Source organism: Streptomyces sp. NPDC048389 (genome assembly GCF_040706335.1).
Classification (GTDB): Bacteria; Actinomycetota; Actinomycetes; order Streptomycetales; family Streptomycetaceae; genus Streptomyces.
In genome coordinates, this window is record NZ_JBEZKP010000055.1 from 25,038 (window position 1) to 46,029 (window position 20,992).

At 70.0% G+C, this 20,992-nt stretch carries 21 protein-coding genes; all 21 read left to right on the forward strand.

Annotation, left to right across the window (positions count from 1 at the left end; translation table 11 throughout):
• The first annotated feature begins 1 nt into the window (after position 1).
• The gene (locus AB0903_RS28165; RefSeq protein WP_366707555.1) at positions 2-2,062 is read left to right on the forward strand and encodes an FtsK/SpoIIIE domain-containing protein; all 2,061 of its coding nucleotides are present in this window, start codon (positions 2-4) and stop codon (positions 2,060-2,062) included.
• Between the two features lie 128 nt (positions 2,063-2,190).
• A complete protein-coding gene (locus AB0903_RS28170; RefSeq protein WP_366707526.1) occupies positions 2,191-2,382 on the forward strand; it encodes a hypothetical protein in 192 nt (63 codons plus the stop codon).
• A gap of 179 nt (positions 2,383-2,561) precedes the next feature.
• A complete protein-coding gene (locus AB0903_RS28175) occupies positions 2,562-3,275 on the forward strand; it encodes a hypothetical protein (protein ID WP_366707528.1) in 714 nt (237 codons plus the stop codon).
• Between the two features lie 71 nt (positions 3,276-3,346).
• A complete protein-coding gene (locus AB0903_RS28180; RefSeq protein ID WP_366707530.1) occupies positions 3,347-3,748 on the forward strand; it encodes a hypothetical protein in 402 nt (133 codons plus the stop codon).
• 29 nt (positions 3,749-3,777) lie between these two features.
• On the forward strand, positions 3,778-3,993 hold the full coding sequence (locus AB0903_RS28185) for a hypothetical protein (protein WP_366707532.1): 216 nt from the start codon (positions 3,778-3,780) through the stop codon (positions 3,991-3,993).
• An 88-nt stretch (positions 3,994-4,081) separates the two neighbouring features.
• Positions 4,082-4,726: a hypothetical protein gene (locus tag AB0903_RS28190; protein ID WP_366707534.1), complete on the forward strand. Its 645-nt coding sequence runs from the start codon at positions 4,082-4,084 to the stop codon at positions 4,724-4,726.
• Positions 4,727-4,748: 22 nt separating this feature from the next.
• Entirely contained in the window at positions 4,749-5,531 is a 783-nt protein-coding gene (locus AB0903_RS28195; RefSeq protein ID WP_366707536.1) for an FtsK/SpoIIIE domain-containing protein, read from the forward strand.
• Positions 5,532-5,743: 212 nt separating this feature from the next.
• Positions 5,744-6,037, forward strand: a complete 294-nt coding sequence (locus AB0903_RS28200; protein WP_366707538.1) for a hypothetical protein — start codon at positions 5,744-5,746, stop codon at positions 6,035-6,037.
• A 97-nt stretch (positions 6,038-6,134) separates the two neighbouring features.
• Entirely contained in the window at positions 6,135-6,377 is a 243-nt protein-coding gene (locus AB0903_RS28205; RefSeq protein ID WP_366707540.1) for a hypothetical protein, read from the forward strand.
• Positions 6,377-6,994 carry a GGDEF domain-containing protein gene (locus AB0903_RS28210; protein WP_366707542.1) on the forward strand — a complete coding sequence of 206 codons (618 nt, stop codon included), beginning with the start codon at positions 6,377-6,379 and terminating at the stop codon, positions 6,992-6,994. The genes AB0903_RS28205 and AB0903_RS28210 overlap by 1 nt, the downstream gene beginning before the upstream one ends.
• A complete protein-coding gene (locus AB0903_RS28215) occupies positions 6,994-7,449 on the forward strand; it encodes a hypothetical protein (protein WP_366707544.1) in 456 nt (151 codons plus the stop codon). Before AB0903_RS28210 ends, AB0903_RS28215 begins: the two co-directional genes overlap by 1 nt.
• Positions 7,449-8,873: a DNA cytosine methyltransferase gene (locus AB0903_RS28220; RefSeq protein WP_366707546.1), complete on the forward strand. Its 1,425-nt coding sequence runs from the start codon at positions 7,449-7,451 to the stop codon at positions 8,871-8,873. Before AB0903_RS28215 ends, AB0903_RS28220 begins: the two co-directional genes overlap by 1 nt.
• The gene (locus AB0903_RS28225; protein ID WP_366707547.1) at positions 8,870-9,652 is read left to right on the forward strand and encodes a DUF4326 domain-containing protein; all 783 of its coding nucleotides are present in this window, start codon (positions 8,870-8,872) and stop codon (positions 9,650-9,652) included. Before AB0903_RS28220 ends, AB0903_RS28225 begins: the two co-directional genes overlap by 4 nt.
• Entirely contained in the window at positions 9,649-10,008 is a 360-nt protein-coding gene (locus AB0903_RS28230) for a hypothetical protein (RefSeq protein ID WP_366707548.1), read from the forward strand. The genes AB0903_RS28225 and AB0903_RS28230 overlap by 4 nt, the downstream gene beginning before the upstream one ends.
• On the forward strand, positions 10,005-11,150 hold the full coding sequence (gene dnaN, locus AB0903_RS28235; protein ID WP_366707549.1) for a DNA polymerase III subunit beta: 1,146 nt from the start codon (positions 10,005-10,007) through the stop codon (positions 11,148-11,150). The genes AB0903_RS28230 and dnaN overlap by 4 nt, the downstream gene beginning before the upstream one ends.
• A 215-nt stretch (positions 11,151-11,365) precedes the next feature.
• Complete coding sequence (locus tag AB0903_RS28240) at positions 11,366-11,656, forward strand: hypothetical protein (RefSeq protein ID WP_366707550.1); 291 nt, start codon at positions 11,366-11,368, stop codon at positions 11,654-11,656.
• A gap of 247 nt (positions 11,657-11,903) precedes the next feature.
• The gene (locus tag AB0903_RS28245) at positions 11,904-17,000 is read left to right on the forward strand and encodes a DUF927 domain-containing protein (protein ID WP_366707551.1); all 5,097 of its coding nucleotides are present in this window, start codon (positions 11,904-11,906) and stop codon (positions 16,998-17,000) included.
• An 8-nt stretch (positions 17,001-17,008) separates the two neighbouring features.
• Positions 17,009-17,635: a hypothetical protein gene (locus AB0903_RS28250; RefSeq protein ID WP_366707552.1), complete on the forward strand. Its 627-nt coding sequence runs from the start codon at positions 17,009-17,011 to the stop codon at positions 17,633-17,635.
• Between the two features lie 1,234 nt (positions 17,636-18,869).
• Positions 18,870-19,103, forward strand: a complete 234-nt coding sequence (locus tag AB0903_RS28255; RefSeq protein ID WP_366707556.1) for a hypothetical protein — start codon at positions 18,870-18,872, stop codon at positions 19,101-19,103.
• Entirely contained in the window at positions 19,103-19,363 is a 261-nt protein-coding gene (locus AB0903_RS28260; protein WP_366707553.1) for a hypothetical protein, read from the forward strand. Before AB0903_RS28255 ends, AB0903_RS28260 begins: the two co-directional genes overlap by 1 nt.
• Positions 19,364-19,932: 569 nt before the next feature.
• Positions 19,933-20,646, forward strand: coding sequence for a hypothetical protein (locus AB0903_RS28265; RefSeq protein WP_366707554.1), 714 nt, complete (start codon positions 19,933-19,935; stop codon positions 20,644-20,646).
• The last annotated feature ends 346 nt before the right edge of the window (positions 20,647-20,992 follow it).

Genomic DNA, 20,992 nt, shown 5'->3' on the forward strand with positions numbered 1-20,992 from the left:
GATGCCCGTATGGATGATCGGAGCGGCGGTCCTGCTGCTCGTGCTGCTCTTCAGCCCCGGCCGGGGCGGGAGCCGTAGCGAGCGGCGGCTGCTGCGCACGATGGCCCGGCAGCAGATGCCGATGCAGCCGGCGGATGCGCCCGGCTGGATGCCCGGTGCCTGGGCGAACGGGCACAAGCGGCACTGGGTGAGCCTCATGCCCAGGTGGGCCGTGGCACTGTTCCTCCTGGTCTTCGCGGTGGTGCTGGTGGCCGTGATCTGGCTCTGGATGAACTACCGGACCTGGTTCGTCACCACGGTGCTGGTTCTCCTGGCGGCCCTGGTGTGGGTCTGGCGCCGGGGCCGGGCGGCCCGTCGCCACCGTGACCAGGTTGTTCGCCCGTTCTTCGCCGCCGCCAAGAAGATCCTGACGGACATCCCGGCCACCGACGACTCCCGCCGGTGGGTCACGATCCCCCAGCACCTCATGGGTCCCGAGGCGGAGCGCCGCCTGCTGCGGGAGCGTCTCCCGCAGCGCCTGGTGGAGCGCATCGACGCCTCCGCGACGGTGGCCCGCCTCTCCCTGGCCTGGGCGAAGCTGCTGCGTCGGCCCGTCGCCTGGCTCGACTGGTTCCGCGCGCTGAAGCTGGTGGCCTGGTGGCTGGAGCGCCGGGCCGCGGCTGAGGCCGACGCGGCCCTGTCGGTCAAGATTCCGCCGGAGGCCGAGCTGGGCGACGGCGAGCAGACGCGGCTGAAGAACCTGGTCAGCCGCCGGATTCCGGGGGAGTGGGACGCGTCCTGGGACCACCAGAACTTCGTGGTGACGTTCAAGCACCCGCCGCGCCCGCCGGCCAAGGTCCTGTTCAACGAGGTCCAGGACATCATCGACAGCCTGCCGGATTCGCAGGTCCTGCTGGGCCTGGGCACCCGCAACGAGAAGATCGTCCTGGACTTCGAGGACGAGACGCCGCACGTGGGACTGTCCGTCGGCACCGGTGGCGGCAAGTCCAGCACGCTGAGGAACATCATCGTCCAGCAGATCCGCAAGGGCGCTGAGAAGTTCATCATCATCGACCCGAAGCTGATCTCGCTGGACTGCCTCGACGGAATTCCCGAGGTCGAAATCCACACCGAGATCATGGAGCAGTGGGCCGCCATCGCGAAATTCGCGCTGGAAATGGAGCGCCGCTACCAGATCAAAAAGGCCGACAAGTCCGCGACTTTCCCGCGCTGGTTCCTCGTCATGGAGGAGCAGAACGACTTCGCGGAGGAGTCCTACCAGACCTGGATGGACGTCAAGGACAAGAAGGACCCGGCGCGCCCGCCGGTGTTCGGCCAGGTCGCGAAGAGTCTGTTCAAGGGCCGTCAGGCCAACATGAACATTATTTCGGTCTACCAGCGGCTTACCGCACGTGCCGCAGGCGGTACCGAATTGCGTGACCAGTACGGCGCGAAGATTCTCGCCCGTTTCTCCCCGCAGGCGTGGAATTCGCTCGTGGCGACGACGCCCCGGCCGAAGTCCAGCCGCCACAACGGCCGCGCGGTCGTGGTGATCGGGGGGTCGGAGCGGGTGTGCCAGCTGGTGTTCGTGGACGAGCGCGAGGCCCGCGAGTACGCGCTCAACGGCCGCGACCCGGTCGCGCCGGCGCCCTACGTTTCGATTGCGGAGCGTGAGGCCGAGGCCCTTCCGGAGCCGGTGTCCATGGTCAAGGCGGAAGTGTCCACGCCTAGCGATCACCAGGGAAGTGTCCATGGACAGTCCATGGATAAAACCGACAGTAACGGGGCAAGCCAGACCGTCACTGAAAGTGATGTCCATAGGAGCGAAGACGGAGTCGTCGTCCCCCTGATCAAGCCCAGCCCGGAGCCGGAGGCGATCGTCGGCAACGACGCCGCCGCCGCCTTCCTGGAGATGCCGAAGGACAACTTCGTCAAGGCCCGCCAGCGCTACAAGAAGCGCGAGGGCGAGGACATCCCGGGCACGTTCCAGGTCGGGAATTACCCCGCCTGGTGGCCCAAGGACCTCAAGCGCTGGCAGGCGAAACTCCCCCGCACGGGAGTCAAGGAAGTCGCCAACCGGTAGAAAAACCCTGCGGGTCGGCGGCCCGGATATCACAGGCCGGGCCGCCACTCCCGGTAATCCATAACCCATTCCCATCACGGCCCGGGATACCTCTATCCCAAAAACGAGCGAATAGCGGGGAATTAGAAATGGCTAACGTCTCGATCGTCATACTCCTGGCCCTGGTCTGCGCCGCCTGCGTCAAGTTCGGCGTCATGAAGGTCTGGCACATCCTCGTCGCCGGTTCATTCGGCTTCTACGTCGCCTCTTCCTCCATCGGTCCCACGGTCGGAGAAGGACTTACCAATTTCTTCACCTGGATCGGATCACTGAGTGTCTGACCGGCCGACGTCGCTGATCCCCGGCGCACCCGCCCCGGGCATCGGCGTCGACGACCGGCCGGCCCCCGGCCGCCAGGACGAAGGAGCTCCACCGAAAAAAGTTCGCGCCGACTGTCACACGCACCCCCCGAAAAACAACCCGTAGCAGATGGACACCCCTCTCGAAGGAGACCGACACCGTGACCACCGACCAGCCCGACGAGCAGGACCCGAAGACCAACATCCACGAGCTCCAGCCCTTCCCCGCCCCGCGCCCCGAGGGCGACACCGCCACCACGGACAAGACGCCGTCGACGTGGCTGGCCAACGGCGGCTACGGCCGGAGCGTCACCAACGTGCTGCTGCACCGCGCGAAGGACGCCTCGGGGGAGTGGCTGTCCGACCGGGGCGACGAGGTGCGCCAGGCCGTCACGGGCGGCTGGGACGAGACCGAGGACTGGATCAAGGCGACCCTCGGGGGCCTCGCGCTCCTGGTCGTCCTCGGGGTCGGCGGCACCCTGCTGACCGCCCTCATCAAGGGCATCCTCGCGCTGGCTTCGCTGATCACCAACGTGCACGTCGACACCGGGCCGCGCTCCCACACCGGCCTGCTGGCCACGATCACCGAACCGGTCCGCGCCTACCTCACCGGCCAGACCCGCGGCCTGGCCGTCAGCGCCGGCACCGCGTACGCGGCCTGGCAGCTCGCGGTCCTCGGCACCGGCTTCCTGTCCTGGGCGACGACCTCGTTCGGCGCGCGCTTCGCCTGGGGCGTCGTCGGGGCCGGCACCGCCTGGATGGTCTGGAGCGGAGCTCCGGCCACCGGCCGTGAAGTCGCCACCGGCCTGACCGTCCTGGCCTGGGGCCTGCTGTCGATCGTCGCGCTGCGCGGCTTCCGCATCCGCGGCCTGTGACCCGACCGTCCGGCGGGCGCACGGCCCGCCGGACGGAGCCCACCTCGCAGACACCGACGAAGGAGACCGAGATGAACCTCACCGAGACCCTCACGACCGCCACGCCCCACACCGACCGCGAGGACCTGATGCGGCACCTCGACGCGCAGACCGACACCGCGTACGGGCTGATGGAGGTCGCCGCGATCCAGGCCGTACGGCTGCTGCCCGACCCGCCCGCCTACCAGGCCGGGATCCTCGGGGCCCGCCGCCAGGCCGCCGACGTTGCCGTGCTCATCGAGGCGATGTCCACGGCCGCGACCGCCAACGGCCAGATCGAACTCGCCCAGCGCCTGGGCACCGCCGCCGAAGACGCGCACGACCTGCTGATCCTCCTGGCCCACGCCGCGCACGGCACGATCCCCGCCGACCCCGACGACGAGGACCCGCAGGACGGCGAGAAGGACCAGGCCGCCGAACACGTCGCGGCCTGACACGAGAAGAGAGAAGGAGAACCCCCGCCATGAAGTACCGAGTCGAGATCCCGACCCAGCACAAGGAGACCGGCGCCAAGGGCTGGCAGTGCGTGGTGGTCGACGCGACCGTCACCCGCGAGGCCCGCTCGCTCGCGCTCCTGGAGGCCGGCGACCTGACCGCCATCCGGCACCGCCGCGACGCGGTCCTGGTCCTCAACGACCCCGCCCGGCCGATCAACGTCATCGACGTGACGCTCGGCTGAATTCGCCCCGGGGCGGCCGTCCACCGGCAAAGGAAAGCCGGCCGCCCCGGGCCCCCGGAACCCCAACAGAGAACCGGAGACCCCCATCATGACCGCAACGCTCCAGCAGATCGAGTCCAGCGCCCAGATGCTGGCCGACGAGGTGGAGGGCTGGCTCAAGAACCTCACCGAGACCAGCCCCGCCAACCCCCTCCCCGCGTCGCCCGTCCCGGCCGCGAAGCTGACGTTCGACATCAAGGCACTCGCGGCGGCCGGCCTCGCCGAAGTCGAGCGCAGCCAGCGCGCCACCCTCGCCGCCCAGCAGCTCGCCCGGCCCGGCCTGCTCGCCCGCATCACCCGCCGGCACCTGCGCCCCGCCGACCGCGCCAGCGTCCACATCCGCCGCGCCGCCGCCGAACTCGCCACCGGCGGATGGTGCCGCGGCGTCCTGCGCGACAACCGCGGACAGCACTGCATCCTCGGTGCCCTCCAGGCCGTGCCCGCCGACCACGACACCGCGCTGCGCTCCCACATCCACATCCGCGCCGCGATGACCACCCCGGCCTACGCGCAGCCGTCCGACGCGTACATCGAGCGCCTGGAGCAGGACGCCCGCCGCCACGGCCAGGACGCCGCCGCCGTCCGCCGCGCCCACGAGATCGCCGTGCACAACAACGTCGCCGCCCCCACCGTCGGCGCGGTGCTGGAGCTCCTGGAGCGCGCCGCCGCCATCGCGGAGAGCTCCGGCGACTGAGGTGTCCGCTTTCCCGAAGAACATGACCGCCACCAGCACCAACCGACCCGAGAAGAGGAACCCCATGGCCGTCCCCTACACCCCCGACCCGCACAACAAGCAGCTGCTCCCGCTGGGCGTCGACCCGTCCAACAGCCGCCCGATCACCCTCGACCTCGACCTGTACCCGCACCTGCTCATCGAGGGCGGCACCGGTAGCGGCATCTCCTCCACGCTGCGCCTGATCACCGCCCACACCGTGGCGACCGGCGGCGTGGTCGACATCATCGACCCCCGGACCGCCAGCCTCAGCGAGTTCGACGGCGTTCCCGGCGTGCACATCAACACGGACCCCGCCACGTTCGCCGCGCAGATCGAGGCGTTCCACGCGGAGATGCAGCAGCGCTTCGAGCAGTCCGTGACCGGGCCGCGCCGCCTTCTGGCCGTCGACGACCTGGCGACCTCGATCGTGGCGGCCCGTCACTCCGAGGGCCCCGACCTGAAGAACGCGGTGCGGATGCTGGGTGAGGTCGCGTTCGCCGGCCGCGCGGTCCGTATGCACCTGGCCCTGGGCAGGGCGGACCGCGCCGCCTTGCGCCGCCTAGGCGACGCGGGCCAGCTGCGGGAGGCCGCCACCGTGCTGCTCCTGGGCAAGTCGTCCCGGATGACCGCGCAGCACCTGGGCGTCGACCCGCTGATGCGCCGCAGCTATCCCGGTGCCGCCGTGCTGAAGACCCCCGGCGCCAGCAGCCGGCAGATCGCGCTGGCCTACCTCACCGAAGAGCAGGCCCGCATCGTCGCGACCCGGGCCCCGGCCACCGGCTGAATCTCCGGCCACTGTCCACAGGCAAAACCTTTCACCATCTCCAGGCGGCCCGGAGTTTTCCCGGCTCCGGGCCGCCCGACCCGAGAGGTACGACCGATGAACCGCAGCACCGGAACGACCCGACTGCCCAACTGGATCCGTCGCTGTTCCCGCCCCCGGCCCTCCACCGGCGGCAGCCCGCTTCCGGGCTCCTCCCGGCAGGAGACCCGTCGGTGAGCGACCTCGACACCGCCCTCGACTCTCTCCAGTGCGCCGCCACCGGCCTGGTCACCGACTTCGCCGACGTCCTGGTCCGCGGCTGCCTCAAGGAACACCCGGACCTGGTCGCCTACCGGCTGGCCGTGCTGTCCGGAGCCATCGACAAGGTGCACGCCCTCGTCCTCGCGGAACGGGCCGGAAGCCAGTGGGCGCCGCTGCCCGCCGACCCGGCCGCCGCCCACGCGACCGACACCGCACAGGTCACCCACCACCGCTGCACGTGCCCGTTCTGCCTGCACGGCGACTGACCGCACCACCTGCACCCCGCCCATGCAAGAAGGGGCGTGCCCTCCCGCCTACGAAAGCGAGCGCACGCCCCAACGCCCCAACAAGGAGCAGACCGAGATGACCACACTCAACGCCCCGCCCGCAACCGAACTGCTGCCCGCACAGAACAGTGCCAGCTCCTGGTGCCCGGAGTGCGACGGCCGCGGCTGCACCCGCCTCACCGCGTTTCCCGCGGGAAACCCGCGCGCCGGCCTCACCGCCGACGAGGCCGCCCGCGCCCACGGCAACGGCGCCCACGTCCACTACGTGCCGCGCGGCGACCAGTTCGCCGTCGTCGTGCCCGCCGGGGAGGTGCGGTGATGTTCGAGACCGCCATCCTCACCGCCGCCGCGATACCGGCCGCAGGCTGGGCCGCCCACGCCGCGTTCCTCTACCGCCAGCTGCGCGCCGAACGCACGGATCCCCTCACCGGCCTCACCGACCGCCGCACCTGGACGCGCCGCACCGACCGGATGATCCGCAAGGGCACCGCGAACGCCGTTCTCCTTCTGGACCTCAACGGCTTCAAGCCGATCAACGACACCTTCGGCCACGACGCGGGCGACGCCGCACTCATCGCGACCGCCGCCCGGCTGACCGACTTCCTCGAGGACCGCAGCACCACCCGCCCGGCCCTGACCCGGCTCGGAGGAGACGAGTTCGCCGCCGCGTTCACCACCGGCGACCTCCCGGCCGTACGGGCCGGCCTCGCCGACGCGCTGGCCCAGCCCGTGCCGTGGCCCGGCGGACCACTCACCTTCACCGCCTCCATCGGCACGGTGCACACCACCGAGCTGCCGCAGCCGTCCGCGTCCACCGCCCTCAAGGCCGCCGACACCGCCATGTACGAGGCCAAGGGCCGCGGCCGTCGCGGGCGCCGCGCCCTTCGACCGCTGCCGCGCCGCCTGTCCGCACTCCTCAGCGGGAGGGCCGCCTGATGACGCCGCCGACCATCACCGAACCCGATGCCGTACGGGCCCTGACCGTGTGGCAGCCCTGGGCCGACGCCCTGGCCTACCTCGGCAAGGACATCGAGAACCGCGGGCGCCGCACCACCTACACGGGTGTCCTCTATCTCCACGCCGGACTGCGCACCGACCAGACCGCATACGCCCAGCTCCCCGGCCGGGAGGACCTGCCCGGCGTGCGCGGCGCGGTCATCGCCGTCGCCCGCCTGACGGGCGCGCACACCGACTGCGACGCCTCGTGCAGCGCCTGGGCCGACAAGAGCGCCGCCTGGCACTGGGAGATCTCCGACGCGGCGCCACTGGCGACCCCGGTGAAGGCGACCGGCCGCCAGGGTCTGTGGATCCCCGACCCGGAGCTTCGCGCGCGCGTCGGTGCCCTCACCCCTTCCCTGCGTCGCTCCGTGCTCGAAGGAAGGTCCCGCTGATGTTGGACATCTACGACGAGTTCGCCGGCGTCGGCGGCTCTTCCCAGGGAGCCACCCAGGTTCCTGGCACCCGCCTCATCTTCGCGGCCAACCACAACAAGCAGTCCGTGGCGAGCCACGCCGCGAACTTCCCCGACACCGACCACTTCGAGGGCGACGTCGCCCGCGCCCGGATCGAGACGTTCCCGCGGGCGGACATCTTCTGGGCCTCCCCCTCGTGCCCGCCCTGGTCGAACGCCCGGGGCAAGCGCCGCGACTTCGACTCCAGCACCCAGGGCGTCCTGTTCGGGGAGAGCGAGCCCGACCCGGAGACCAAGAGGTCCCGGGCCCTGATGGAGGAAGTCCCGCGCTACCTCCGGGCGATGAACCTGCGCGGCAAGCCGGTCCTGGCCGGAGTCGTGGAGAACGTCATCGAATGCCGCAAGTGGGACCAGTGGGGGCGCTGGCTGCGCGAGATCCGCGCGGAGGGGTACAACACCCGCGTCATCGCGATCAACTCGATGCACGTCGTCGCGCGGCGCTCGAAGCGGGCCCCGCAGTCCCGCAACCGGCTGTTCGTCGGCTACTGGCACAAGAGCCTGGGGCGCGCCCCCGACTGGGACAAGTGGCTGCGCCCGGTCGCGTACTGCGTCCCGTGCGACCGCCCGGTGAGGGCGCTGCAGGTGTTCAAGAAGCCGGGCGTCGACATGGGCGCCTACGGCCGCTACGGCCAGTACTACTACCGCTGCCCGCAGGTCGGGTGCCGCAACGCCATCGTGGAACCCGCCGTCGTCCCCGCGTCCGCCGCGATCGACTGGTCGATGCCGGGTCAGCGCATCGCGGACCGCAGCGAGCCGCTCGCCGACGCCACCATGGACCGGATCCGGGCGGGGATCGCCAAGTACGCCAGTCCCGTCACCGTCCCGGCCGGCGGCACCTGGCGCAGCGAGGCCGCCCCTCTTCACCGGCCGATGCCGACCCGTACGACCCGTGAGTGCGACGGGCTGGCCATCCCGCCGTTCCAGATCTCCCTGCGCGGGGGCGGCTGCCGCACCGCGGCCCGGTCCGTCGACGAGCCCGTCGGCGCGGTCACCGCGTCGGGCAACCACCACGGTCTGGTCACCGCACAGACCCTGCTCGTCCCGTACTACAGCAACGGCAACGCGCGCCCGGTGAGCGACCCGGTCGGCACGCTCACCACGAAGGACCGCTGGTCGGTCGTGGAAGCCGCCCGGGAGATGGACATGGGCGACGTCCGGTTCCGGATGCTCCAGCCCCACGAGATCGGCCGGGCCATGGCCTTCCCCGACGACTACATCGTGCTCGGGAACAAGACCGACAAGGTTCGCCAGTACGGCAACGCCGTCACCCCGCCGGTCGCCGAACTCCTTGTCTCTGCCCTCGTGGAGGCCATCACCGGCGAGGACCTGGAGGTGGTCGCGTGACGCGCCACGCCGGTGAGGGCCAGCTCGACCTGTTCGCCGCCGCCGTCACGCCGGCCGGACCCGCCGCCCCGGCGCGCCGCGCCCCGGCGACACCGCCACCGGCGGCCCCCTGCGCGTCGGAACCGATGAGCCCGGCCGCCGTCGCGTGGATCGAGCAGCACGTCATCGCCGACTTCCACCTGGCCAACGAGGACATCTGGTGGTGCGGCCCGGATCAGGACTGGTCGGCCAGCTGTGCCTGCCAGCTCCCGTGCCCGTGCACGCACGGGCAGCACGACCGGTGCCGCGCCCTCTACGCCCGACCCGACCGCCTCGTCCGGGCGACGCCGGAGACCCACCTGCGCCGCCCCGCCGCGTACCGGCTGGCGCAGCCGGGGCTGTTCACCCCGGTCTGGCTCGCCGACCGGGTGTGCCGGCCGCTGTGCCAGTGCCCGACGTGCGGGACGCACACCCCGGCGACGACCGTGGTGTGCCTCAAGGGCCGCCAGGGCGACCCGCTGCTGTCCACCGACCGGTTCGTCTACGTCGGCCGCCCAATGTTCCAAGGCGGCTGGCGGCTGCACGGCCACCTCCTCGCCAACCCGTTCAAGGTCGGCAAGGACGGGAGTGCCGACGAGGTCGTCGCCCGCTACGAAGACTGGCTCACCGGGCGGCCCGCCCTGCTGGAGCGGGAGCTGCCCGCGCTGCGCGGCAAGGTCCTCGGGTGCTGGTGCGCTGACGGCCAGCCGTGCCACGCCCGGGTCCTGGCCGCCCTCGCCGACCGGGAGGCGCAGCGATGAGCGGCCACGACGAATTCCGGAGCTGGCGCTGGGACCGCGAGGACAAGGCCGCCAACCGCCAGGCCCTGGTCATCCATCGGCACGGCCACCGCATCGTCTGCGACCACCACGGCCTCCTGATCGACGGCCAGCGCATCGACACCAAGCCCGTCTACGACCCCAGCCCGCTGGAGAACGGCGACAAGCCCGAGCCCGCCCTCGACCTGGCCGACAACGGCCGCCTCGTCTACCGCGGCCGGGCCGTCGCCCTCCTGCACCCGCGCGAGGACGGCACCGCCAACCCGGGCCGCCTCGAACTGCTCACCGCAGCCTCTTCCCCGCGTCACTCCACCCCACGAAGGAGCACCGCCGCATGAAGCTCATCCTCGACTCCGCCGAACTGACCACCGCTCTGCGCCTGGTCGCCCGCCGCGTTCCCACCCGCCCCGCCGTCCCGGTCCTGGCCGGGATGAAGCTCACCGCGAGCGGCGAGACGCTGACCCTGGCCGCGTACGACTTCTCCGTCAGCGCGCGGGCCGAAGTCCCCGCCGCCGTACGCGAAGCCGGCACGGTCGTCATCCCGGGCCGCGCGCTGCGGGACCTGGCGCGGACGCTGCCCAAGGACGGCACGGTCGACCTCACCGTCGAATTCGGCCGGGCCCACCTGTCCTTCGCGCAGACCCGGGTCAGCATCCCGGTCCTGCCGGCGGACGAATACCCCACCCTGCCGGACCCCGCCCCGGCGCCGGCCACGCTCACCGGCCGCGACTTCGCCGCCGCCGTCCACCAGGTCGCCATGGCGGCCGGGACGGACGAGACGCTGCCGATCCTCACCGGCCTGCGCCTGGAACTGTCCGGCCACCAGCTCCAGCTGGCCGCCACCGACCGCTACCGCGTCGCCTACCGCGAGCTGCCCTTCGAGGGGACCGGCCGCCGCACCCCGCAGTCCGTCGTCGTCCCGGCCAAGGCCTTCGCCGACACGGCCTGGGGGCTCCGCCGCGCGGACACGGTCACGCTCGCTCTGCCCCGCACCGAGGACCAGCCGCTCACCTTGGCGGCCGACGGAGTCTCCTTCACCCACAAACCGCTGGACGGCGGCAGCTACTTCCCGAAGCTGCGCCCCTTCCTCCCCACCGAGTTCGCCACCACGCTCACTGTCGCCACCCGCCCGCTCGTCGACGCGCTCAACCGCATCGAGCTGGTCGGCGAGCGCAACGTCCCGGTGCACCTGCACGCCGACCCGGCCGGCCAACTCCTCATCCGCAGCGGCTCCAGCGACATCACCCAGCTCACCGACCGCATCGACGGCTGCGCCATCGAGGGCGAGGAGATGCGGATCGCGTTCAACCCGCGCTTCCTCCTCCAGGGCCTGCGCGCCCTCAAGTGCCGCACCGTGCAGGTGAACCTGGTCAGCCCGTACAAGCCCGCGCTGCTCCACGACGCAGCCGCAGACCGAGCCGCGCTGCGCTACCTCCTGATGCCCATCCACATCAAGGAGGGCGACACCGCAGCCAACTGACCTGCTGGGCAGGCCCGGTCGCCGCTGAGGCGCCGGGCCTGCCGCTCGTAATTTGTGTGACGAATTTTGATGGGAGTGGCGAGTCTTGATCCACGGGGCGCTGGTGTCGTGTAGGTTGTTGGCTGATCAGTTTGCTAAAGAACGATGGGGAGACGTCAATGCGCTCTGGCGAGCCACCGACCTCAGCTCACCGTGGACCGGACCAACGGCAGGGGGTGACGTTCGCGGAGATCGCCCGCATGTCGGGCGCCGTGTCGAGACCGACCGCGCAGTCGATCGCCGCGACGGCCGGGGTGCCGGGGCACGGAGTACGGCGCGGCATCACGCCGGAGAACGGCCGGCGGATGGCCATGGCGCTGTCCGTGGGGCTGCTGAACGCCACCGCGGCCCGAGCCATCGCGAAGGACCCGAAATCCTTCCTCGCCTCACTGCACGAGTTGCAGGACCTGGTGGAGGAGATCGTCCGCGACCGGCGGGAAGGGCCTGGCGTGATAACGGCAGCCTGACCCCGGGCACGACAAAGGGCCGGTACCCCTGCGAAAGAGAATCCGGCCCCTCATCTGAAGATCGCCACCTGCACCCGATCGGGGTTATCAATCCCGAAGGACCTCGGCCTTATCAACCGGCGTCAAGGGAGCAGGTGACGACTCGCTCTCTTGGAAGGGTACCCATGGCTCCGGCCATCAGCCACATCCCCAGCTCATATGACCCCTATGTCACCAAGACGGATCTCACCCACGGCGGTGAGGCCCGATGACCACGCAGTCCCACACCCGCACCGCCAGCTCGCACGACCGCTCCAGCCTGGAGCGCTTCACCAGCGCACTCGAAGCCGCCGACTGCAACCCCCGCCCCCGCGGCGACGGCCTCGACGCCCTGTGCCCGGTCCACGACGTGAACAGCCCGTCGCTCTCCGCCGACTGGAAGCCTCCCACGCACGACAAGTCCGGCCGCGTCGTCTTCGACTGCAAGGCCGGCTGCGACCGCAAGGCCGTGATCGACGCCCTCGGACTGTCCTGGGCCGACCTGTACGACGGCCTGTCCGCCGACGCGCAGGCCAAGGCCGGACGGACCACCCCCCTCCCGCGTCGCCGTACGTCCACCGACGCCCCGGCAGCGCCGCGCCGCGCGCAGGCCACCGGAGCCAAGGACGTCGCCAAGGCCCGCAAGACCGCGCAGGCACAGATGAAGAAGGCGATGGCCGGGCACAGCCACGCCTACGCCGTCACCACCCACACCTACACCGACGCCCAGGGCACCGTCCTGGCCCGGATCCACCGGCACAAGTGCACCGATGCGGCCTGCCCCGACACCAAGAAGAAGGGCCGCAAGTTCGCCACCAGCTACCCGGATGGCACCAACCCCTACCCCGGCCGCAAGCTGGGCGACTGGCTCGGTCTCTACCAGCTCCCGCTGGTCGTCAAGGCGATCTCCGAGGGCGCCACCATCCACGTCACCGAAGGCGAGGGCGACGCCGACGCCATCACCGCGGCCGGAGGCATCGCCACCTCGCACTCCAACGGCGCCGGGTCCTGGTCCGGCCAGCACACCGAGCAGCTGCGCGGGGCACACGTCGTGATCGTCGCGGACAACGACCTGGTCGGCTACCGCCACGCCGCGCACGTCGCCCAGGAGCTCGAAGGCGTCGCCGCCTCGGTCCGCGTCGTGCGCACGCCCGTCGACACCGACGGCGCCGACGCCACCGACCACCTGAACGCCGGACATGGCCTGGACGACTTCGAAGACGTCGACCCGATCGTCCTCGAAGGTGCCCTGACCGAACCCGCCACACCCCTCCCAGACGCCCCGCAGGAACAGGACACGGAGCCCGCCGCCCCGGCCGCCAAGAAGACCGTCGCGCAGAAGACCGCCCCCAAGGGCACAGGAAAGAGCGGGCCCAAGCGCTCAGGGCCCAAGCCCGCGGAAACCGAGCCCGCCTACCCACTGGCCATGTCCACCGGCCAGTGGCGCTACTCCCTCGGCGACGGCTCGGACGAGTACGACCGCGGCGTCTACCGCCTCACCACCGTCCGCGACCCCCGCACCGGTGAGCGCATCGAGGTCTGGGACTTCTCCGCCGTCCTGCCCTACGTGCTGGAGCAGCTAGTGGTCCGCGACGGAGCCGCCCGCCGCGCCCGCCACGACCTGCGCCTGACCATGTCGCTGGACGAGGGCGCAGAGATCGCCAAGTGCACCCCCGACCAGGTCAAGACCGGCGAGTGGGCACAGATGCTCAACGTGCCGCTGTCCGCCGACGACAAGGTCCAGAAGGCCGTCCAGACCGCCATCAACGAGATCGCGGTCACCTACGCTCCCGAGCAGGAAGCCGTCCCCCGCTGGGTCAACGAGGACACCCTCGTGGTGCCCTCCGGCGACGTCGCCCCCGCCGGCTACTTCGTCGAACTCCTCAGCGAAGGCCGGGCCCGCACCAACTGGCGCAAGCTCCTCACCCTCGCGGCCGAAGAGGGCAACGAGCGCCTCGCCCTGATCATCGGCTGCGCCCTGGGAGGCGTCTACCTCAGCCCGCTGGAGCGCCAGGCGTTCTGGATGCTCGCAGTAGGCGGGGCCCGCCAGGGCAAGACCACCGGGATGTACGCGGCGGCCGGGCTCTTCGGCAACCCGAAGTTCGTCGTCACCGGCTGGAGCGTCAGCCCCATCGGCCTGCTGGAGAGCCTGTCCTCCCTGGCCGTCGTCCCCGCGTTCCGTGACGAGCTGGGAGCCTCCGGACTGAACGGCCCCAAGCTCGAACAGACCATCCTCACCATCACCCAGGGCGCCAAGCGCACCATCGGTCTGCGCGGCGGCGGCTCCCGCACCACCGCCGGATGGGAATCGGTCATGCTGGCGACCGGCAACGTCTCCGTGACCGGCCGGATCACCAACGAGGGCGTCGCCGCCCGAGTCGTAGAGATCCCCACCCCCATCGTCAAGGACGGCAAGACCGCCAAGCGCGTCGAAGTCCTCAGCCACCGCAGCTACGGCTGGCCCCTGCGCTGGCTGCTCGCCGACCTGCGGCTGAACGACTTCCGTGAGGCCGTCGACACCGCAGAGGACGAACTGGGCAGCGGCCAGGACGGCGTCACCTCCACCCTCGGCGAGCACCTGGCCCTCGCGGTCGCCGGGGCCGGACGCCTGGAGGAGATGCTGGACATCACCGGCCTGCGCGAAGCGGCACTGTCCGCCGCCAAGGAACGCCTGGGCACGCTGACCATGGAACTGGAAGAGCGCGGCGGCACCCCTGCCGATCGGCTCCTCGCAGCGGTCGCTCAGGCCGTCTCGTCCCGGCCCGGCGCGTTCCCCGACCTGGAGGTCTACAAGGCGTACCTCCGGGGCGGCACCGACGCGCCGATGCTCGCCGCCCGAGAGCTCGAAGGGCTCTACCTCGGCCCGCAGCAGGTCGCGGTGTTCAGCAACGCCCTCAAGCCCATCGCGGACGCGGCGAACATCGAAGACTCCCTGCTGGGCCTGCGCGGCCTGCGCGAAAACGACCTCCTCATCTCCAACAACGCGCTGCGCAATAAGATCCGCACCGGCCGCACGACCGTCGACACCTACACCTTCGTCCTGCCCTCCGGAGAAGAAGAGCCGGACGAGGACACCCCCGGAGACAGCGACGGCCCCGGAGGCGGCGACGGCAACCCCGACGCAGGCCCCCAGCCCGCCGCAGGCCCCACGCAGGGCGAGCTCCCCGACACAGCCGACCAGAACACCGCCAAGCCGCTCACCACCGACCAGAGCGCCTCCCACACCCCGGGCACCGAGACGACCGCACCCCCCGCAGAGCAGGAGGACCACATGGCCGCGATCATCAACGACGTTCCGCGCGGACAGTGCGTCCGCTGCGGAAACCTGACCCCTGCCATCAACGCGGACGGCCAGTGGCAGCACGCCGAACTCCCCGGCCTCTACCGGTGCGACCAGGGCTACACCGCTCCCGAGTTCGCCCACCTCAACCCGGTGGTCGCCCCGCACCTCAACCAGCGGCCGGCACCCGCCGCGGCCCCGGCCGCTTCGGTGCCCCCCGCCCCGGCCGCCGCACCGGAGCAGACCCCTTCCCCACGTCCCGCAGATGCCCCCGCCCCGGCGAGCCAGCAGCCGGCCCCGGCCGCCGACGCGAACTTCCCCAACGGGCCGCTCGCCGTTCTCGACGTCACCGACGACGGCAACGTCATCGCCCACCTCGTCGACGGCCGGACCGTGGACTGCACCGCCCGCAGTATCCCCACCCTCGTGAAGTGGGCACTGGACGCCGGACTCGGCGCGAAGCGGCTCCACAAGTGGGGCACCGACGGCGACCCGATGGTCATCCTCACCGCAGCCGCCACCAAAAAGTTCGGCCTGCCCGACACCCTCGAAGACGTCCGCAGCCAGCGCCTCCCCGACAACCACAAGGTCGTCAAGGCCATCGCCAAGAGCGGCTTCGAACTCACCAAGCGCGGCTTCAGCCCCTGGACCCGCATCTACAAGCCGATCGACAAGGAGAAGGGCGGAACCCGCGCCTGCGTCCAGATCGGCATCGTCCCCTGGGACGCCCTCGGCGCGAAGTCCGGCTGGTACCTCGGCGAGGACACCCCGGCCGCCGACATCGCCCGCACCCTCGGCATCTACACCCAGCGCGTCATCTCTCCGCGCGGCACGATGGGCAGCAGCGGTCTGGAGCTCATGCTCCAGCTGCGCCCCTCCACCCGCCCGGTCTGGAGCGAGGAAGAGCAGAAGTACGTCCCCGGCAAGATCGAGGAGCACCTGCACCGCACGGTGAAGGCAGTCCCCTGCGAGGCCAACGAGAACCACCCCGTCGTCTTCGAGACCTTCCCCAACGGGCAGCGCCCGGACGAAGAGTTCATGCGGGAAGAAGCCTGGAGCTGGCACCGCGACACCACTGCCGAAGAAGCCACCTTCGCGCACGTCATCGGCATCGACACCAACACCTCCTTCCTCTCGTCCTCCTCCCGCCTCCTGGTCGGCGGCAACGACGACCCGGTCCACCACATCAACCCGGCCTTCGACCCGAAGGTCCCCGGCGCGTGGAAGGTCGACTTCTCCCGCGCCCACCTCGACCTCCAGGTCGCCGACGGCAAGCCCAACCCGCTCGACCCGCGCCTGCCCAGCCCCTTCACCAACACCGGCGAACCGCCCGCCGGCCCCCGCTGGTACACCACCCAGACCTGCGACTACGCCCGCAAGATGGGCATCAAGGTGGAGCCCATCGAAGCGTGGCTGCGCACCCCGCTCCCGTCAGGCTGGCTCGACCCGTGGAACGAGCGCCTCGCCACCGCCTACAAGACGACCATGGCCAACCTCGGCCTCGGCATCACCGAGGACATGCCCATGGAGGACTTCCTCGCCGCCATGGAGCGCTACGCCGCAGGAGAAGGCGACCCGATCGAGCGCACCGTCCTCAAGGCGATCAAGCAGAGCGTCAAGTCCGGCATCGGCAAGCTCGCGCAGACCCCCAGCTACATCCCCGGCTACCGGCCCGGCACGGAATGGTCCGAGATGACGAAGTTCTGGTGGCGCCCCGACATCCGGGCCGCGGTCATCTCCACCGCGCGCGTCGTCCAGCACCGCAAGATCGTGAAGACGCTGGAGCTCACCGGCCGGGCCCCGCTCGCCACGTACTCCGACTGCGTCCTCTACCCGACGCACACCACCAACCCGCTCGAAGCCATCCGGCCGGACTCCGCACCCACCGTGATCAAGGGAGCCTTCAACTTCGGTGTCCGCCCCGGCTTCGCCAAGGTGGAGGGCATCCGCTCCCTCGAATGGTTCCAGCAGTTGCAGGCCGAAGGAATCAACGCCGCCAAGAAGGTCGCCCCCCGCGAGGGCGAACGCTTCGACGAAGGGGAGTGAGGTAGTCGATGACCACCGAGAACAACAACCGCCACCGGATCCTCGACGGCATGCGCAAAGCCGTCCACGACAAGCTCACCCCCAAGCAGCGCGACCTGCCCAAGACCACCAAGGGCAAGGCCGGCGCGCTGCTGCGGGACGAGATGAAGCGCAGCACCGAGACCGACCCCAAGAAGAGGGAGGCAGCCGCGAAGAAGAGCCTCGCCGCTCGCCTCGGGGTCAAGGTCGACTCCGTGTACCGCTACCTCTCCGGGAAGCGGAAGAACCCGCCGAAGGAGATCGCCGACAAGCTCGACAAGGAAGTCCGCGACAGCGCCAAGCCTGGACTCAAGAAGAAGGTCATCAACGAAGCCAAGGGAAAATCCGTCCGCATCCAGAGCCGCGCTAAGTTCGGATACGGAAACTCCGCCACGGGCACATCCACCCCGGACAGCCGCTGGCGCAACATCGCGCAGACGCTCCCCGCCTCCTACGCCACCCCTCTGTGGGACGCGTTGGAACACGGCGACGACGCACGCGCACAGGAGATCCTTCAGGCATTCATGCAGAACGAATACATCAACGAAGGCGGAAAACACGGCAACGTTGACGTCGAACTTGCTGACCTCGATTACATGGACTTCACCATCGAATAGGCAACTCAGCACTTCCCTAACGGCGGCCTCCGGATCCCATCCGGGGGCCGCCGCTCTGTTCGCGCGACCATGGGGAGAATGCCGATAGAGCCTGCGGCATCCGCCTAACCGAGGTTGCCCTACAACTTGCCCTCCAAGTTGCTCTACAACTTGCCTTTCAACTTGCCCCACGACTTGCCCTACAACTTGCCCCCAGCCATCTCCCAGACAGACCGAAACCGCAGATCAGCGAGCTGGGCAAGGGGCCACCGGCGCGCCGACTACTTCTCTACAGAGGGATCTGGAGAAGTCAGACCCGTACAAGAGGGGAACCGATGCGTTCTGCTGCGGTTCTCTTTGAAGTCCCTTTTCGAATCCTCTTCGGAGTACCGTTTCGAGTCCTCTTCCTGGTTCCGTTCCAGGTCCCCTTGCTCCTCACGCGACGAGGACGAAGGTGCAGCTCAGCGACTCGGACAAGGGGCCTGGCGCACGCCGACTACTTCCCCGCAGAAGTTGGACCCGTACCGACGTCCACCGCGGTCCCCACCCGGTACAGGTCATCGCCGACAGGACCTTGCAGAGGGCAGAGCCTGCGCCCTTCCCGGGCGCGGCTGGCCAGGGCGCCTCGGGGGGCGCTTTCCAGGGCGCCCTACAAGGCGCTTTCCAGGGCGCCTCGGGGGGCGCCCTGCAAGGCGCCTCAACCTTCCTCGGCGAAGGGCGGAACCTGCTGGTCACCCGCTTGAACAAGGGGTCTCCCTGGCGCCGACTACTTCTCTACGGCACCCTCTGGCGGCTCGGTGAAGTCGACCCGAGGTTCCCGTCGGCCTTCGTCCCCGGTCACGTCCTGGTGCTCGACGTCGTCCCGGAGCTGCACCTCGCTCGACTCCTCCGGCGGGCAGCGGATACGCCGATCTGCCCACCGGCAAGCAGGTCGCGCCCTGGGTCGCGTCCTAGGTCGCGCTCCAGGTCGCGCCCTAAGTCGGGCCCCGGGTCGCATCGGGCTGTGTCGTCGGAACGTATGAAACCCCAGGCCAGCGCCGCGATTTAGCGGAGTATCGAGCGCCGACTACTTCCCTGCAGAGGTGTCTGGCGAAGTCGGACCCGATGCCGGCGCCCGCTGCGGCATGACGAGCTGGGCCCCTCGGCCCTCCTGCCGGATGGCCAGATGCGCCGTACCGACGCGGTGGAGGGGCTGCGCCCGGCCCCGGCCCGCCGCTACCGTGGACACGACGTCACACACCGCCAGGAGCCCGCCATGAGCGACCACGAGCAGCAGCCGGCACTCGACCGCCAGCCGGTCACCGCGAAGGGCGCAGACGCGCTCCGGGCCTACGCCGCCCGTCAGCAGTCCAACGCGAACGAGCTCGCGGCCTTCCTCGAGGACGTTGCCGCCAACGGCCTGCCCGCGCCGGAGACCACCATCCCCTGGGAAGTCGTCCGCGACCGTCGCCTTGCCGAACTCGCCAGCCAGCGCGGCAACGTCGCCTGATGGCCAAGCAAGGAGGCCGACGCGCCAAAGTCGGCTTCACCGACGCCGCGATCACCCAGATCAACAAGCTCTCCGAAGCCGAAGTCCACGCTCTTGATCGCGCCCTGGCCGCGCTGTCCGTCGACCCGACGATGGGCCAGGAGATCCCCGGATCGGATCCGGAGCTGTGGCGGTACGACGACGACATGGAAGACGTCACCGTCATCTACTACGTGACTGCTCTGAGGTCCGTCATCGTGGTCGCGTACGTAGAGGCGTAACCCGCCCAGGAAGGCCCCCAGACGCCCTCACAGGGCCGCTGGGGGCCTTCCTGCTGCCACGGGCGGTCAGGGTCCGAACGGCCGCTCTGCGCGGCACCCAGGAGCTCCGTCGACGAACGAGCACGCCCCACCGACGAAAAGATCAGACAGACCTACTGGTCAAGGGTCAAAACGGGCCCCCTTGACCAGTGATGCGATCTGCCGACAGACCGCGGTCAAGGGGGGCTGTGATAGTGCAACGCGCGAGTGCAACAGGGCAGTGCCTTGCACCCCTGAACTCGGCAGACGGCCCGCGATGCAGAGCCCAGACCATGCGTTGCACGGCGGGCGAACGAGACTGCCGACCCACCGAGAGAGACGTCCGCCCCGAGCTCCCGCACGCCCTGGCGGCCGGCCACCGCGAAGAGGAGCCTGGAACCAGGCACCCCGACTGTCACGCCCCCTGTCACGCTCCCTGTCACGCTGCCCCTGTCACGCCCTCTGACCTGCACAGACAGCCCAAACCCCGCCTCTGGGCCCAACGTGACACCCCAGCGTGACAGCTGCGCCCCGGCACCCAGGAGGACCCGATGCGAGCCCGCGACATCCGGATCGGCGAGACCTACATGGTCTGCGTTCCCCAGCGGCTGCCGCGCAGCCTCCGCGACCGCCTGCCGCGCGACCGCGCGACCTTCGCCGCCGATATGCGCCTGCACCTCCACCGCGGCAAGCGCTTCGACCTGACCGTCACCGACGTCCACCTCGGACCGCCGGCCTCGCCCACCGTCGACGGAGTCGAGACACTCAAGACCAGCAACGTGGCGCTCCCCCTGACGAGCGAGCAGGCCAGCCTCCTCGGCCTCCCACTCGACACCACGTACGAGATCCAGGGGCTTCTCCGTGACGCAGACGGCGAACCTGTCGAGCTCCCCACGACCCTGGCCCACACCGGCCTCCCGGCCCGCTGGCTGCTCCCTCTCGGAACGCCGACAGTCCTCGACCCGCTCTCCGTCGCGTACTACCGGTTCCGGGTGCGTGAGCAAGCCACAGGAATGACGCCAGAAGGTGTCTCCGAGGCTGCCGACGAAGCACAGGAAAGCGAGAGGGAAACCGCTGGGCGAGCCCTCGACAACTACGAGGCAGAAGACTTCTTGCATACCCGGCGAGTTGAGCACAAAGAATGGCGTAGGATCGAAGCAGTAATAGCGCACACGGGAATGAAGGTATACGCCCCATCGAGCGATCCGGAAATTTCGGAAAACGAGTTGAGTAACCCGACTAGAAGGCACCTTGACGGGAAATAGATTCCCTGAGAGGATCGACGAAACAAGCGAATTCGACAAAAGGAAGGGGGATAGCGATAATGAGCGACCAGCGGTTTTCAATTACGCGGAGCGGGATTGAAAAAGGAATTCAGAAAACTGAAAGTCGGAGTCCGGGCGAGGCTGGCACCTCCTCCCCGCGTCGCTGCGTCTTTGTCTATGGCCTCGCTGACCACCGGGTTTCTAGTTTGCAACGTAGATCAGCCCAGCGGTGCGCGGAGCGCGCCGCCGTCCCTGGGTTGGCGCGGAGCGCCGTGACGGTGATGGAGTCGGCCGAGAAGCCCTTGCAGGCCACGCCGCCGTCCGTCTGGTAGCGGAAGCGGACATC

What these genes read in the sequence shown, in the direction of transcription:
- AB0903_RS28205 (WP_366707540.1), top strand. Translation starts at nt 6,135, where the DNA reads ATGACCACACTCAACGCCCCGCCCGCAACCGAACTGCTGCCCGCACAG.
- AB0903_RS28195 (WP_366707536.1), top strand. Translation starts at nt 4,749, where the DNA reads ATGACCGCCACCAGCACCAACCGACCCGAGAAGAGGAACCCCATGGCC.
- AB0903_RS28185 (WP_366707532.1), top strand. Translation starts at nt 3,778, where the DNA reads ATGAAGTACCGAGTCGAGATCCCGACCCAGCACAAGGAGACCGGCGCC.
- AB0903_RS28210 (WP_366707542.1), top strand. Translation starts at nt 6,377, where the DNA reads ATGTTCGAGACCGCCATCCTCACCGCCGCCGCGATACCGGCCGCAGGC.
- AB0903_RS28170 (WP_366707526.1), top strand. Translation starts at nt 2,191, where the DNA reads ATGGCTAACGTCTCGATCGTCATACTCCTGGCCCTGGTCTGCGCCGCC.
- AB0903_RS28245 (WP_366707551.1), top strand. Translation starts at nt 11,904, where the DNA reads ATGACCACGCAGTCCCACACCCGCACCGCCAGCTCGCACGACCGCTCC.
- dnaN (WP_366707549.1), top strand. Translation starts at nt 10,005, where the DNA reads ATGAAGCTCATCCTCGACTCCGCCGAACTGACCACCGCTCTGCGCCTG.
- AB0903_RS28230 (WP_366707548.1), top strand. Translation starts at nt 9,649, where the DNA reads ATGAGCGGCCACGACGAATTCCGGAGCTGGCGCTGGGACCGCGAGGAC.
- AB0903_RS28220 (WP_366707546.1), top strand. Translation starts at nt 7,449, where the DNA reads ATGTTGGACATCTACGACGAGTTCGCCGGCGTCGGCGGCTCTTCCCAG.
- AB0903_RS28190 (WP_366707534.1), top strand. Translation starts at nt 4,082, where the DNA reads ATGACCGCAACGCTCCAGCAGATCGAGTCCAGCGCCCAGATGCTGGCC.
- AB0903_RS28250 (WP_366707552.1), top strand. Translation starts at nt 17,009, where the DNA reads ATGACCACCGAGAACAACAACCGCCACCGGATCCTCGACGGCATGCGC.
- AB0903_RS28265 (WP_366707554.1), top strand. Translation starts at nt 19,933, where the DNA reads ATGCGAGCCCGCGACATCCGGATCGGCGAGACCTACATGGTCTGCGTT.
- AB0903_RS28165 (WP_366707555.1), top strand. Translation starts at nt 2, where the DNA reads ATGCCCGTATGGATGATCGGAGCGGCGGTCCTGCTGCTCGTGCTGCTC.
- AB0903_RS28180 (WP_366707530.1), top strand. Translation starts at nt 3,347, where the DNA reads ATGAACCTCACCGAGACCCTCACGACCGCCACGCCCCACACCGACCGC.
- AB0903_RS28255 (WP_366707556.1), top strand. Translation starts at nt 18,870, where the DNA reads ATGAGCGACCACGAGCAGCAGCCGGCACTCGACCGCCAGCCGGTCACC.
- AB0903_RS28260 (WP_366707553.1), top strand. Translation starts at nt 19,103, where the DNA reads ATGGCCAAGCAAGGAGGCCGACGCGCCAAAGTCGGCTTCACCGACGCC.
- AB0903_RS28215 (WP_366707544.1), top strand. Translation starts at nt 6,994, where the DNA reads ATGACGCCGCCGACCATCACCGAACCCGATGCCGTACGGGCCCTGACC.